This window comes from Pseudomonas lactucae (genome assembly GCF_036688725.1).
Classification (GTDB): domain Bacteria; phylum Pseudomonadota; class Gammaproteobacteria; order Pseudomonadales; family Pseudomonadaceae; genus Aquipseudomonas; species Aquipseudomonas lactucae.
The window spans coordinates 92,856-106,215 of the sequence record NZ_JAQQPT010000012.1 but is presented as its reverse complement, the minus strand read 5'-3'; the positions used below and the strand labels follow the sequence as shown (position 1 = coordinate 106,215).

Annotated in this window: 13 protein-coding genes; 1 reads left to right on the top strand and 12 read right to left on the bottom strand. The window is 60.3% G+C overall.

The genetic code is table 11. The annotated features are described in order from the left end of the window. Positions 1–36 precede the first annotated feature (36 nt). The 5 genes from surE to V6M90_RS15490 are packed head-to-tail and all read right to left on the bottom strand — an operon-like array spanning position 37 to position 4,323. Positions 37–786: a 5'/3'-nucleotidase SurE gene (surE, locus tag V6M90_RS15510; protein WP_141064264.1), complete on the bottom strand. Its 750-nt coding sequence runs from the start codon at positions 784–786 to the stop codon at positions 37–39. Then, a complete protein-coding gene (gene truD / locus V6M90_RS15505; RefSeq protein WP_003172301.1) occupies positions 774–1,832 on the bottom strand; it encodes a tRNA pseudouridine(13) synthase TruD in 1,059 nt (352 codons plus the stop codon). Before truD ends, surE begins: the two co-directional genes overlap by 13 nt. Then, positions 1,829–2,302, bottom strand: a complete 474-nt coding sequence (gene ispF / locus V6M90_RS15500) for a 2-C-methyl-D-erythritol 2,4-cyclodiphosphate synthase (protein ID WP_003172300.1) — start codon at positions 2,300–2,302, stop codon at positions 1,829–1,831. The genes truD and ispF overlap by 4 nt, the downstream gene beginning before the upstream one ends. Before the next feature lie 54 nt (positions 2,303–2,356). Next, on the bottom strand, positions 2,357–3,202 hold the full coding sequence (fghA, locus tag V6M90_RS15495) for an S-formylglutathione hydrolase (RefSeq protein WP_003172299.1): 846 nt from the start codon (positions 3,200–3,202) through the stop codon (positions 2,357–2,359). An 8-nt stretch (positions 3,203–3,210) separates the two neighbouring features. Then, positions 3,211–4,323 carry an S-(hydroxymethyl)glutathione dehydrogenase/class III alcohol dehydrogenase gene (locus tag V6M90_RS15490; RefSeq protein WP_042944300.1) on the bottom strand — a complete coding sequence of 371 codons (1,113 nt, stop codon included), beginning with the start codon at positions 4,321–4,323 and terminating at the stop codon, positions 3,211–3,213. A gap of 108 nt (positions 4,324–4,431) precedes the next feature. On the opposite strand from V6M90_RS15490, the gene V6M90_RS15485 reads away from it, so the two are divergent. Continuing rightward, positions 4,432–5,328, top strand: a complete 897-nt coding sequence (locus tag V6M90_RS15485; protein WP_003172297.1) for a LysR substrate-binding domain-containing protein — start codon at positions 4,432–4,434, stop codon at positions 5,326–5,328. Between the two features lie 121 nt (positions 5,329–5,449). On the opposite strand, the gene ispD is transcribed toward V6M90_RS15485, so the two are convergent. The 7 genes from ispD to V6M90_RS15450 all read right to left on the bottom strand — a co-directional run bounded on the left by ispD (position 5,450) and on the right by V6M90_RS15450 (position 13,222). Then, positions 5,450–6,157: a 2-C-methyl-D-erythritol 4-phosphate cytidylyltransferase gene (ispD, locus tag V6M90_RS15480; RefSeq protein ID WP_003172296.1), complete on the bottom strand. Its 708-nt coding sequence runs from the start codon at positions 6,155–6,157 to the stop codon at positions 5,450–5,452. After that, positions 6,154–6,432, bottom strand: coding sequence for a cell division protein FtsB (gene ftsB / locus V6M90_RS15475; RefSeq protein WP_003172294.1), 279 nt, complete (start codon positions 6,430–6,432; stop codon positions 6,154–6,156). The genes ispD and ftsB overlap by 4 nt, the downstream gene beginning before the upstream one ends. A gap of 183 nt (positions 6,433–6,615) precedes the next feature. Beyond that, the gene (eno, locus tag V6M90_RS15470; RefSeq protein ID WP_003172293.1) at positions 6,616–7,905 is read right to left on the bottom strand and encodes a phosphopyruvate hydratase; all 1,290 of its coding nucleotides are present in this window, start codon (positions 7,903–7,905) and stop codon (positions 6,616–6,618) included. A gap of 157 nt (positions 7,906–8,062) precedes the next feature. Continuing rightward, positions 8,063–8,908, bottom strand: coding sequence for a 3-deoxy-8-phosphooctulonate synthase (gene kdsA, locus V6M90_RS15465; RefSeq protein ID WP_003172292.1), 846 nt, complete (start codon positions 8,906–8,908; stop codon positions 8,063–8,065). A gap of 5 nt (positions 8,909–8,913) precedes the next feature. Further along, entirely contained in the window at positions 8,914–10,545 is a 1,632-nt protein-coding gene (locus tag V6M90_RS15460) for a CTP synthase (RefSeq protein ID WP_078731881.1), read from the bottom strand. 273 nt (positions 10,546–10,818) lie between these two features. Then, positions 10,819–12,138, bottom strand: coding sequence for a tRNA lysidine(34) synthetase TilS (gene tilS / locus V6M90_RS15455; RefSeq protein WP_003172289.1), 1,320 nt, complete (start codon positions 12,136–12,138; stop codon positions 10,819–10,821). Positions 12,139–12,274: 136 nt separating this feature from the next. After that, positions 12,275–13,222, bottom strand: a complete 948-nt coding sequence (locus tag V6M90_RS15450; RefSeq protein WP_003172288.1) for an acetyl-CoA carboxylase carboxyltransferase subunit alpha — start codon at positions 13,220–13,222, stop codon at positions 12,275–12,277. Between the last annotated feature and the right edge of the window lie 138 nt (positions 13,223–13,360).

Below are 13,360 nucleotides of genomic sequence, written 5' to 3'. Positions count from 1 at the left end.
TGCCGCGACGCAGCAGGTCGTCTTGTTCACGAGCCATCAGCGCAGCCCCTCCAGCCAGCCATCGAGACCACGGAAGGCATCACTGAAGGTGCGATCGAGTTGCAACGGGGTAATCGACACATAGCCTTGCATCACCGCATGAAAGTCCGTGCCCTCGCCACCGTCTTCGGCGTCGCCCGCCGCGGCAATCCAATAGCCTTCCTTGCCTCGCGGGTCGACCACCTTCAATGGGGCCGTCGCCCGGGCGCGATGGCCAAGGCGTGTCAGCTGGATACCGCGAATGTGATCAAGGGGCAAATTGGGAATATTGACGTTGAGCACCGTGCGCGGCGGCAAGTCCAGGGAGCCATGGGCCTCCACCATCTTGCGCGCGAAATAGGCGGCGGTGGGCAGGTTGTCGAGTTGGCGTGAAGCCAGGGAAAACGCGAACGAGGTGCGGCCCAGGAAGCGTGCTTCAAGGGCTGCGGCCACGGTACCGGAATACAGCACGTCATCGCCCAGGTTTGCCCCGAGATTGATGCCCGACACCACCAGGTCCGGCTCCTGCGCAAGCAGACTGTTGATCGCCAGGTGCACGCAGTCGGTGGGGGTACCATTCACGCTGATAAAGCCATTGGCCAGAACCTGCGGGTGCAGGGGACGGTCGAGCGTCAGCGAACTGCTGGCGCCGCTCTTGTCCTGGTCGGGGGCAACCACCACGCACTCGGCATAATCTGCCAGCGCAGCATGAAGCGCGGCAAGACCGGGTGCGGTGGCACCGTCATCGTTTGATATCAGAATACGCATGGGCTGTCCGTCTGCCCCACCGGCACCAGATCAACAAGCTCGCGCACCAAGACAGTGGCGAAGCATCCGGCCGGCAGGACGAATTCCAATTGCAGAATGTCAGGCCCGGGATAATGCCACGTCAACCCGCCAATGGGCAGCCGCAGAATGCGACGTTCCTGGCTCATGCCGGCATTCACCAGCCAATCGCGCAGGTCGGCTTCGCTGGCGGCAATCGCCTGTTCCAGCTCATGGGTCGCGCCGGTCGCGGGCGAATCGCCCTCACCCCATTGCGGCCCGGTCGGGTGCAGGTCGAGGATCGCCAGGCGCGGGTCGCTGCATTCAGCTTCGCCCGCCGGGAAAAAACTGCGGCTGTCGGTAAACGCCAGCAAGTCGCCGACCTGGGCCCGTTGCCAGGAACCGTCGGCAACGCGCGCCGCCAATACCTTGTTAAACAGAAAACTGCGCGCGGTGGACAGCAACCGCGAACGCACATTGCGCTGTTCGGGCAAGGCCTTGCGCGCGGCCCACTCACGGGCGTCAACCACATTGCCGCCGTTATGACCAAAACGCTGGGCACCAAAATAGTTGGGAATGCCATGCTGGGCGATCAACTGCAAGCGTGCGTCGATAGCCGCATGATCGCCGGTCAATTGAGTCAGGCGCAGGGTAAACCCGTTGGCCGAATGTGCGCCACGCTGCAGCTTGCGTTTGTGCCGCGCGGTTTTCAGGATTTTGAGGGTGTCGTTTTGCGCAGCGCTCATGTCCGGATCCGCCTTGCCCGGCAACTGCACGCTGAACCACTGGCGGGTCAGCGCCTGGCGGTCCTTGAGCCCGGCATAGCTGACGGTGCGCAACGGCACGCCGGCGGCCTTGGCGATACGGCGCGCGGCTTCCTCGGTGTTCAGGCCACGCTTTTCCACCCACAACCACAGGTGCTCGCCGTCGCCGGTCAGCGGAATATCCAGCACTTCGTCGACCTGGAAATCTTCGGCGGTGGCCTTCAGGACGGCGCTGCCCAAGGCGTCGCCATAGGCACGCGGGCCCAACAGTTGCAGATCATTCATGCGCGCAGCAACAAGGCGACGGAGTGCACCGCAATGCCCTCTTCACGACCGGTAAACCCGAGCTTTTCGGTAGTGGTGGCTTTCACGTTCACTTGATCCAATTCAATGTTCAGGTCGGCGGCAATCAGTGCGCGCATCGATTCAATGTGAGGCGCCATTTTCGGCGCCTGGGCCACGATGGTGTTGTCGACGTTAGCGACCTTCCAGCCCTTGGCATGGATCAGGCCGACCACATGGCGCAGCAATACGCGGCTGTCCGCGCCCTTGAACGTCGGGTCGGTGTCCGGAAAGTGCTTGCCGATATCACCCAACGCCGCCGCGCCGAGCAAGGCATCGCTCAAGGCATGCAACACAACATCGCCGTCGGAATGAGCCAACAACCCATGGTGGTGTGCAATACGCACGCCGCCCAGGGTGATGAAATCGCCTTCAGCGAAACGGTGCACATCGTAGCCGTGGCCAATACGCATAAAAAAACGCCCCGATTTTATTCAGGGCGTGATTCTACCTACTTTTGCCGCACATTAACCGAGCAAAGCACGGCCATGGTGTCGCAAATGGTCTTCGATGAAGCTGGCGATGAAGAAGTAGCTGTGGTCATAGCCGGGTTGCAGGCGCAGTTCGAGCGGATGCCCGGCGGCCTTGGCCGCTTGTTGCAAGGCTTCAGGCTTGAGTTGCACGGCGAGGAAGTCGTCGCGGTCGCCCTGGTCCACCAGCAGCGGCAGCTTTTGCGAAGCTTCGCTGATCAACACGCAGGCATCCCATTCACGCCACTTCGAGCGCTCTTCGCCCAGGTAACGGGAGAAGGCTTTCTGGCCCCACGGGCAATCCATCGGGTTGTTGATCGGCGAAAACGCCGACACCGACAGGTAGCGCCCAGGATTGCGCAAGGCACATACCAACGCACCGTGACCGCCCATGGAGTGACCGCTGATGCCGCGTTTATCCGAAGCCGGAAAATGCGCTTCAACCAACGCCGGCAATTCCTGCACCACGTAGTCATGCATCCGATAGTGCTTGGCCCAAGGCTCCTGGGTGGCATTCAGGTAAAAACCGGCGCCCAGGCCGAAGTCCCAGGCGTTGTCAGGGTCACCCGGCACTCCGGGGCCGCGCGGGCTGGTGTCCGGCGCGACGATGATCAGCCCCAGCTCGGCGGCCATGCGCTGGGCGCCAGCCTTCTGCATGAAGTTTTCATCGGTGCAGGTCAACCCGGACAGCCAGTACAGCACCGGCAACTTACCGCCCTGCTCCGCTTGCGGCGGCAGGTAGACGGCAAACGTCATGTCGCAACCGAGCACATCCGAATGATGCTTGTAGCGTTTATGCCAGCCGCCGAAGCTTTTCTGGCACGACAGATTCTCCAGACTCATGGCCGACCTCAGAAGTGGATGACGGTACGAATGCTCTTGCCTTCATGCATCAGGTCAAACGCTTTGTTGATGTCTTCCAGGCCCATGGTGTGGGTAATGAACGTGTCGAGTGGGATCTCGCCGTTCTGGGCCATTTCCACATAGCTTGGCAATTCGGTACGGCCGCGTACGCCACCGAAGGCCGAACCGCGCCAGACACGACCAGTCACCAGTTGGAACGGACGGGTGGCGATTTCCTGGCCAGCACCGGCCACACCGATGATCACCGACTCACCCCAGCCTTTGTGGCAGCACTCAAGGGCGGCGCGCATCAGTTGCACGTTGCCGATGCATTCGAAGGAAAAGTCCACGCCGCCGTCGGTCAAATCGACGATCACGTCCTGGATCGGGCGGTCGTAGTCTTTCGGGTTAATGCAGTCGGTGGCGCCCAATTGCTTGGCGATTTCGAACTTGGCCGGGTTGATGTCAATGGCGATGATGCGACCGGCCTTGGCCTTGACCGCACCGATCACCGCCGACAAACCGATACCGCCGAGGCCGAAGATGGCCACGGTATCGCCGGGCTTGACCTTGGCGGTATTGATCACCGCACCGATACCCGTGGTGACACCGCAACCGAGCAGGCAGACTTTTTCCAGCGGCGCTTCCTTAGGAATCTTAGCCACGGAAATTTCCGGCAATACGGTGTACTCGGAGAACGTCGAGGTGCCCATGTAGTGGAAAATCGGCTGACCCTTGTAGGAGAAACGCGTGGTGCCGTCGGGCATCAGGCCTTTACCTTGGGTGGAGCGAATGGCCTGGCACAGGTTGGTCTTGCCCGAAAGGCAGAATTTGCACTTGCCACATTCCGGGGTGTAAAGCGGGATCACATGATCGCCCACGGCAACCGAGGTGACGCCCTCGCCGATCGCTTCAACCACGGCACCGCCTTCGTGACCGAGGATGGACGGGAAGATACCTTCCGGGTCCGCGCCCGACAGGGTGTAGGCGTCGGTGTGGCATACGCCGGAAGCCACCACGCGCAGCAGGACTTCGCCGGCCTTGGGCATGGCGACATCTACTTCTACGATCTCCAGCGGTTTTTTGGCTTCAAAGGCGACAGCGGCGCGTGACTTGATCATCCGGGTTTCTCCAGGCACTGAAAATTGAGAAGAGCAGTGTAAAACACCGCTCATTGATTAATAATCCAGCACAAAGCAAAACATTATTGCCATACAGGGACAATCCTCATGCTGGAGAACCGCTGGGAAGGCATTGACGAGTTTGTCGCCGTGGCCGAATGCAGCCAATTTACCGCCGCAGCCGAACGCCTCGGCGTATCCTCGTCCCATATCAGTCGCCAGGTCGCACGCTTGGAAGAACGTCTGCAAACCCGTTTGCTGTATCGCAGTACGCGCAAAGTCACCCTGACAGAAGCCGGACAAACCTTCCTCCAGCATTGCCAACGCCTGCAAGACGGCCGCGAAGAAGCGCTGCGCGCGGTCGGCGACCTGGCCAGCGAACCCAAAGGCATGTTGCGCATGACCTGCGCCGTGGCCTATGGAGAACGTTTCATCGTGCCGCTGGTGACGCGGTTCATGGGGCTTTATCCACAGCTGCGGGTGGATATTGAACTGAGCAACCGCCAACTCGACCTGGTACACGAAGGTCTGGACCTGGCGATTCGCCTGGGGCGCCTTTCTGACTCAAGCATGGTTGCCAGCCGCCTGGCGCCCCGCCGGATGTACGTGTGTGCATCACCGTCCTACCTGGAACGGTATGGGCGCCCTCATAGTTTGTCGGAACTGAGCCGGCATAACTGCCTGATCGGCAGTTCGGATATCTGGCAATTAGCTCAGGATGGGCGCGAATTTTCCCAGCGTGTCCAGGGAAACTGGCGCTGCAACAGTGGGCAAGCGGTACTGGATGCAGCGCTGCAAGGGGTGGGGTTGTGCCAGTTGCCGGATTATTACGTGCTGCAGCATTTGCACAGTGGGGCGCTGGTGTCGTTGCTGGAGGCGCATCAGCCGCCGAATACCGCGGTATGGGCGCTGTATCCGCAGCAGCGGCATTTGTCGCCGAAGGTTCGCAAGTTGGTGGGTTTCTTGAAGGAAGGGTTGGCTGAGAGACCGGAGTACTGCGGTTGATTGTGTGCTGTTCAGGCGGGCCGTCATCGGGAGCAAGTCGAATCGTCGCACCGCCCCTCCCACATTTTGAGCTGTGAACACATTCAAAGGTGGGGCTTGCTCCCTATAGCGGTTTCGCTGATTACCGCCGATTCGCCCAGCGCAACCGCAACCACTCAAGGTCCTCCGGTCGGGTCACCTTGATATTGTCCGAGCGCCCTTCGATCAGGCGTGGCGCCTGGCCGGACCATTCCATGGCCGAGGCTTCGTCGGTGATGACAGCGTCAGCCACCAGGCTGTCGGCCAATGCGCGGTGCAAAGCACCGAGGCGGAACATTTGCGGCGTGTAGGCTTGCCAGATCAAGCTGCGGTCGACGGTTTCCACCACCCGGCCGTGCTTGTCGACGCGTTTAAGGGTGTCGCGGGCCGGCACGGCCAGCAAGCCACCGACAGGATCATCGGCCAGTTCGCTTAACAGTTTGTCGAGATCATCACGGCTCAAATTGGGCCGGGCAGCATCATGCACCAGCACCCAGTCGTCATCACTGGCGCCCAGGGCGTTCAAGTGCAGCAGTGCATTGAGTACCGAGCCCGAGCGCTCTGAACCACCCTCCGCGCGCTGGATACGTGGGTCAACGGCACAGGCCAGCGTGGGCCAATAGGGATCATCGCAGGCCAGACTGACCACCAGCCCCTTGAGGTCTGGGTGATCGAGAAAACAGCCAAGGCTGTGTTCGAGAATAGTGCGTCCACCGAGCTGCAAATATTGCTTGGGACGGTCCGCGGCCATACGGGCACCGACGCCCGCGGCAGGAATCACGGCCCAGAAGGCCGGCAAACTGTTGCTCATTGGGCCAACTGGTAGAGGGTTTCGCCCTCCTTCACCATGCCCAATTCATGACGAGCCCGCTCTTCAACGGTCTCCGTGCCTTTCTTCAGCTCAAGCACTTCGGCGTCGAGGACGCGGTTGCGCTCCAGCAGGCGTTCGTTTTCGGCATGCTGGTCGGCAATTTGCTGGGTCAGGTCTTTTACCTGCGCGAAGCTGCCATTACCCACCCATAGGCGGTATTGCAGGCCGGCCAGCAACAAGAGCAAGACGAGGAACAACCAATTGGGACTGCGCATCGAATATCGGGTATCCAGTGAAAAAAGACCGCCATGTAAAACTTTTGTAGCAACTGATAGCACGAAGCCTGGAATAACCAGGCTTGTGCTTGATAGCCATCAGATTAGCGCCGAAATGTTCACTATCGTGAATTTTCCGACGCAATCCGCCGACCTTTTACCATTTTTTTCATCATGTAGCGATCAGCCGCGAAACTCGCCGCGACCGTTGTACTTGGCCTTACCCGCCAGTTGCTCTTCGATACGCAGCAATTGGTTGTACTTGGAAACGCGATCGGAACGGCACAGGGAACCGGTCTTGATCTGGCCCGCCGAAGTGCCCACGGCCAGGTCGGCAATGGTCGAGTCTTCGGTTTCGCCGGAGCGGTGGGAGATCACGGCAGTGTAGCCCGCAGCCTTGGCCATCTGGATCGCTTCCAGGGTTTCGGTCAGGGTACCGATCTGGTTGAACTTGATCAGGATCGAGTTGGCGATCTTTTTATCGATGCCTTCTTTCAGAATCTTGGTGTTGGTGACGAACAGGTCGTCGCCCACCAGTTGGACTTTCTCGCCGATTTTGTCGGTGAGGATTTTCCAGCCGTCCCAGTCGGACTCGTCCAGGCCGTCTTCGATCGAGATGATCGGATAGCGCTGGGTCAGGCCCTTGAGGTAGTCGGCGAAACCTTCGGAGTTGAACACCTGGCCTTCGCCGGACAGGTTGTACTTGCCGTCTTCATAGAACTCGCTGGCCGCGCAATCCAGGGCAAGGGTCACGTCGGTGCCCAGTGTGTAACCTGCGTTGGCCACGGCTTCGGAGATGACTTTCAGCGCATCTTCGTTGGACGCCAGGTTCGGTGCGAAACCACCTTCATCACCCACGGCAGTGCTCAGGCCACGCGCCTTCAATACAGCCTTGAGGTGATGGAAAATCTCGGTACCCATGCGCAGGCCTTCGGAGAAGCTCTTGGCACCCACCGGCTGCACCATGAATTCCTGGATATCGACGTTGTTATCGGCGTGCTCGCCACCATTGATGATGTTCATCATCGGCACCGGCATCGAGTAAACACCCGGTGTACCGTTCAGGTTGGCAATGTGCGCGTACAGCGGCAGGTCCTGGTCCTGGGCGGCGGCCTTGGCGGCAGCCAGGGACACGGCGAGGATGGCGTTGGCGCCCAGGCTGCCTTTGTTTTCGGTGCCATCGAGCGCGATCATCGCGTGGTCCAGGGCTTTCTGGTCCAGCGGATCCTTGCCCAGCAACAGGTCACGAATCGGGCCATTGATGTTGGCTACCGCCTTGAGCACTCCCTTGCCCAGGTAACGGCTCTTGTCGCCATCACGCAGTTCCAGCGCTTCGCGCGAACCTGTGGAAGCACCGGACGGCGCGCAGGCGCTGCCGATGATGCCGTTATCGAGAAGCACGTCGGCTTCGACGGTGGGGTTGCCACGGGAGTCGAGAACTTCACGACCTTTGATGTCGACGATTTTTGCCATTGTTGTAAACACTCCAAAGTTGACGAAAACGACGCAGCTGAAGGGAAACTTTTGACCGACCGCAAGGGTGGAACAACGGGGCAGGCTTGCAGGCGACAAGGCTCAGGCCCGAGGGCCTGAGCAGAAAGCGTGGGAAAGTCTACCGGAGAAACGACGCTTACGCGGTCTCTACCGTCGGAAAACTCTTGACCAGTTCGTCCAACTGCTTGAGCTGGGCCAGGAATGGTTCCAACTTGTCCAGGCGCAGGGCACATGGGCCGTCGCATTTGGCGTTGTCCGGGTCCGGGTGGGCTTCCAGGAACAGGCCGGCCAGGGACTGGCTGAGGCCGGCCTTGGCCAGGTCCAACACCTGGGCACGGCGCCCACCGGCGGAATCGGCACGACCACCGGGCATTTGCAGCGCGTGGGTCACGTCGAAGAACACCGGGTACTCGAACTGCTTCATGATGCCGAAACCGAGCATGTCCACCACGAGGTTGTTGTAGCCGAAGCTCGAACCCCGCTCGCAAAGGATCAACTGGTCGTTACCCGCTTCCACGCACTTGTTCAGGATGTGTTTCATCTCCTGGGGCGCAAGGAACTGGGCTTTCTTGATATTGATCACCGCGCCGGTCTTGGCCATCGCCACGACCAGGTCGGTCTGGCGCGACAGGAAGGCCGGCAACTGGATGATGTCGCACACTTCGGCGACCACGGCAGCCTGCTCGGGCTCGTGGACGTCGGTGATGATCGGCACACCGAAAGCTTGCTTGATGTCCTGGAAGATCCGCATGCCTTCCTCAAGGCCTGGGCCGCGATAGGAGGTCACCGACGAACGGTTGGCCTTGTCGAAGCTGGCCTTGAACACATACGGGATACCCAGTTTCTGGGTAACCTTTACGTACTCTTCACACACCTGCATCGCCATGTCACGGCTTTCCAGCACGTTCATGCCGCCGAACAGCACCATGGGCTTGTCGTTGGCGATTTCGATGTCGCCGACACGAATGATCTTCTGGGCCATCAGGTTTACGCCTTCTTCTGGTGTTGCGTCAGTGCCGCCTTGACGAAACCGCTGAACAGTGGGTGGCCGTCACGTGGCGTCGAGGTGAACTCAGGGTGGAACTGGCAAGCGACGAACCATGGATGATCCGGTGCTTCAACCACTTCAACCAGCGCGCCGTCACCGGAGCGACCGGAAATTTTCAGGCCGGCCTCTTTGATCTGCGGCAGCAGGTTGTTGTTCACTTCGTAGCGATGACGATGACGCTCGACGATCACGTCCTTGCCGTAGCAATCGTGAACCAGCGAGCCCGGCTCCAACAGGCAGTCCTGTGCGCCAAGGCGCATGGTGCCGCCCAGGTCGGAGCTTTCGGTACGGGTTTCAACGGCGCCGGTGGCGTCTTCCCACTCGGTGATCAGGCCCACGACCGGGTGGCCGCTCTTGCCGTCGAACTCGGTGGAGTTGGCGTCTTTCCAGCCCAGCACGTTACGGGCGAACTCGATGACGGCCACTTGCATGCCCAGGCAGATACCCAGATACGGCACTTTGTTTTCACGCGCGAACTGCACGGCAGTGATCTTGCCTTCCACGCCACGCAGGCCGAAACCGCCTGGCACGAGGATCGCATCGACACCTTCGAGCAGCGCGGTGCCCTGGTTCTCGATGTCTTCGGAATCGATATAGCGCAGGTTGACCTTGGTACGGTTGCTGATCCCGGCGTGACTCATCGCTTCGATCAGCGACTTGTAAGCATCCAGCAGCTCCATGTACTTGCCGACCATGGCGATGGTGACTTCGTGCTCAGGGTTGAGCTTGGCGTCAACCACGGCTTCCCACTCGGACAGATCCGCGCCGCCGCATTGCAGGCCGAAACGCTCGACGACAAAATCATCCAGGCCTTGGGAATGCAGGATCCCCGGGATCTTGTAGATGGTATCGGCGTCTTCCAGGGCAATCACCGCGCGCTCTTCAACGTTGGTGAACTGGGCGATCTTGCGACGCGAGGAAATGTCGATCGGGTGATCGGAGCGGCACACCAGCACGTCCGGCTGCAGGCCGATGGAACGCAGTTCCTTGACCGAGTGCTGGGTAGGCTTGGTTTTGGTTTCGCCGGCGGTGGCGATGTACGGCACCAGTGTCAGGTGCATCAGCATCGCGCGCTTGGCGCCGACTTCGAAACGCAATTGGCGGATGGCTTCGAGGAACGGTTGGGATTCGATGTCACCCACGGTGCCACCGATCTCGACCATCGCCACGTCGGCATCGCCTGCGCCCTTGATGATGCGGCGCTTGATTTCGTCGGTGATGTGCGGGATCACCTGGATGGTTGCACCCAGGTAGTCACCACGGCGCTCCTTGCGCAGCACGTGCTCGTAGACACGGCCTGTGGTGAAGTTGTTGTTCTGGGTCATGGTCGTGCGGATGAACCGCTCGTAATGGCCCAGGTCCAGGTCGGTCTCGGCGCCGTCATGTGTGACGAACACTTCACCGTGCTGGAACGGGCTCATGGTGCCCGGGTCGACGTTGATGTACGGGTCCAGCTTGAGCATGGTGACTTTAAGCCCCCGCGCCTCCAGGATGGCCGCCAATGAAGCGGAGGCAATGCCTTTCCCCAATGAAGAAACAACACCGCCCGTGACGAATATGTAGCGCGTCATGAAAAACCCTAGAAGTCTGCGTTAAAGCGGTCCGAGCCGCCGGGGAAAGCGAAGAGAGGCCGAAGCCCCCGATCACCTGCATTAATCACAGTGCACCTTTCAAAAAAACCGCCGCGTTGTGACAGACCAGCAATGGAACACCGGTACGTTGATCGCTACACATTTTTCGGAATCGCCCAGCAAAGACTGCTTGGTAATCGGCAACTGCTGCGATTCAGGCGAATCCACAGAAGTTGTATCAAGAAGGGAGCGTAGTCTACCGGAAAGGCGCTATCAGCTCAAACCTTGATCGCAGGTCTGTGGCATCCAATGTAATTGCCAGCCTTCACTTGAGGCGGCCCAGCGCCCAGTTAGGTTGGGCACGCCGAGCAATTGCTGCCCCTGATACAGCAGCGGCAATCTGCCACGGATGAAGCCCGGCAACCCACTTTCGTTAAGCAGGCGCTTCAAGTCACGCCGGCCTCGGCCGGGCACTTCAAGCATTTCGCCGCCCTGGCGATAACGGACCTGCAGCGGGCCTTCAGGCACCTCGCCGCTCAATTCCAGACGGCCATTGCCGGGCAACTCCAAGGGAGTTTGCGGATCGGGCCAGCTCACAGCCGCGTCGGAAAATTCCGAGAATGCGCAGGGCAACCACCAGAGACGCCCGCCGCAACGGTGCAACTCACCGTCCGCCAGGCACCACACAGGCTGTGCGTCGCCCTTGGCATCGCGCAGAGAACGCCAACTGGCCCAGTGGTCGCTGTCGGGTAAGCGGGTCAGAGGCGTCAGCCAATGACGCAGGGCGTTGCGCTGACGGGCGTCGGAAAGCTCGCGTAACGGCGTGAGAGCCAGTGACGGCAAAGGCAACCAGGGAAACGGCGAAGGTTGATCGGCGGTTTTCAGGTCCATGCACGCCAACTCGTCCAGCAGGCCCTGGGCTTCGTCGAGGTGTTCGACAGCACGGGCCAGGTTTGAAACGGCTTGCGGCCAACGTTCGGTGAGTGTCGGGAAGACGCGGTGACGCAGGTAATTGCGCGAGAAGCGTGGATCGGCGTTGGAAGGATCCTCGATCCACTGCAACTGATGCGCATCGGCATAGTTTTCCAATGCAACCCGCGATACATCCAGCAGCGGCCGCACCAGATGACCACCCGCCAACCGTCGATGCGCGGGCATTGCCGCCAACCCTCGCACCCCCGCGCCACGCAGCAGGCGAAACAGCAAGGTTTCTGCCTGATCGTCGCGATGCTGGCCTGTCAGCAACACCTCCCCTGCCCCCGTTACCTCGGTAAATGCCTGGTAACGCGCGTCACGGGCCGCACGCTCAGGGCTGGCGCCGGGTTGGACCTGGACGCGCATCACGCGCAAGGGCACGCCCAGACCGTCGCATACCGACTGGCAATGACCGGGCCAGGCGTCAGCCGCCGCTTGCAAGCCATGATGAATATGCACGGCACTGAGGGGCGGGAGCGTTTCGGTTTTTGCCAGGGAGGCCAACAAGTGCAGCAGGACGGTGGAATCAAGGCCACCAGAGAATGCGACGTGCCAGGCCGGGGCGTCGCGCCAAGGGGCCAGGGTTTGCAGGAGTTTGGCGGTTAACAGGGGCTTCATGGACAAATACCGCCATCAATCTGGAACGCGATAACTCAGCATACACAAAGCAAATGTGGGAGAGGGCTTGCTCCCGATAGCCTTACCTAGCAGCTATCGGGAGCAAGCCCCCTCCCACATGAGTACCGCTGCGAGGTTAGAGACCGTAGCTCATCAGGCGCTCGTAACGACGGGCCAGCAACGCTTCGTTATCCAGCTTTTTGAGCATCGCCAACTGCGAACCCAACTCGGCACGGATGGTCGCGGCAGCAGCAGCCGGGTCGCGGTGGGCGCCGCCCAGTGGCTCGGCGATCACTTTGTCGACGATTCCCAGGCCTTTGAGGCGATCGGCGGTGATGCCCATGGCTTCGGCAGCGTCCGGCGCCTTTTCGGCGGTTTTCCACAGGATCGAGGCGCAACCTTCCGGCGAGATCACCGCGTAGGTCGAATATTGCAGCATGTTCAGTTGGTCGCAGACGCCAATGGCCAATGCACCGCCGGAACCACCCTCACCAATCACAGTGGCGATGATCGGAGTCTTCAGGCGGGACATGACACGCAGGTTCCAGGCAATCGCTTCGCTCTGGTTACGCTCTTCGGCGTCGATGCCTGGGTAAGCACCCGGTGTGTCGATGAAAGTCAGGATCGGCATCTTGAAGCGTTCGGCCATTTCCATCAGGCGGCACGCCTTGCGGTAGCCTTCAGGACGCGGCATACCGAAGTTGCGACGTACTTTTTCGCGTACTTCACGGCCTTTCTGATGACCGATCACCATCACCGGCTGGTCGTCCAGGCGAGCAATACCGCCAACGATGGCCGCGTCGTCAGAGAAGTGGCGGTCGCCATGCAGCTCATCGAACTCGGTAAAGATATGCTGAATGTAGTCCAGGGTGTACGGGCGGCGCGGATGGCGAGCCAGACGCGCGATCTGCCAGCTGGTCAGCTTGCCGAAGATGTCCTCGGTGAGCGTGCTGCTCTTGTCTTGCAGGCGAGCGATCTCATCGCCGATATTCAGCGAATTGTCATTGCCGACCAGGCGCAGTTCTTCGATCTTGGCTTGCAGGTCAGCGATCGGCTGTTCGAAATCAAGAAAATTCGGGTTCATAAGCGTCCGTCTTGGGTCGACGGCCAGGGTGAGCCTGGCCAGCCGGTTGTCTATTCGCGCCCTACCTTAAGGGAGAGGCGCGTTTAGGTCGAGATTAAATGTTCAGTCAAGATCAGGCGAAATGCTATCGCGAGACCG

Excerpts from the sequence above, each read along its gene's own strand:
- V6M90_RS15460 (WP_078731881.1), bottom strand. The coding sequence starts at position 10,545 with ATGACGCGCTACATATTCGTCACGGGCGGTGTTGTTTCTTCATTGGGG.
- V6M90_RS15485 (WP_003172297.1), top strand. The coding sequence starts at position 4,432 with ATGCTGGAGAACCGCTGGGAAGGCATTGACGAGTTTGTCGCCGTGGCC.
- V6M90_RS15490 (WP_042944300.1), bottom strand. The coding sequence starts at position 4,323 with ATGATCAAGTCACGCGCCGCTGTCGCCTTTGAAGCCAAAAAACCGCTG.
- surE (WP_141064264.1), bottom strand. The coding sequence starts at position 786 with ATGCGTATTCTGATATCAAACGATGACGGTGCCACCGCACCCGGTCTT.
- ftsB (WP_003172294.1), bottom strand. The coding sequence starts at position 6,432 with ATGCGCAGTCCCAATTGGTTGTTCCTCGTCTTGCTCTTGTTGCTGGCC.
- ispF (WP_003172300.1), bottom strand. The coding sequence starts at position 2,302 with ATGCGTATTGGCCACGGCTACGATGTGCACCGTTTCGCTGAAGGCGAT.
- fghA (WP_003172299.1), bottom strand. The coding sequence starts at position 3,202 with ATGAGTCTGGAGAATCTGTCGTGCCAGAAAAGCTTCGGCGGCTGGCAT.
- ispD (WP_003172296.1), bottom strand. The coding sequence starts at position 6,157 with ATGAGCAACAGTTTGCCGGCCTTCTGGGCCGTGATTCCTGCCGCGGGC.
- kdsA (WP_003172292.1), bottom strand. The coding sequence starts at position 8,908 with ATGGCCCAGAAGATCATTCGTGTCGGCGACATCGAAATCGCCAACGAC.
- truD (WP_003172301.1), bottom strand. The coding sequence starts at position 1,832 with ATGAATGATCTGCAACTGTTGGGCCCGCGTGCCTATGGCGACGCCTTG.
- tilS (WP_003172289.1), bottom strand. The coding sequence starts at position 12,138 with ATGAAGCCCCTGTTAACCGCCAAACTCCTGCAAACCCTGGCCCCTTGG.
- eno (WP_003172293.1), bottom strand. The coding sequence starts at position 7,905 with ATGGCAAAAATCGTCGACATCAAAGGTCGTGAAGTTCTCGACTCCCGT.
- V6M90_RS15450 (WP_003172288.1), bottom strand. The coding sequence starts at position 13,222 with ATGAACCCGAATTTTCTTGATTTCGAACAGCCGATCGCTGACCTGCAA.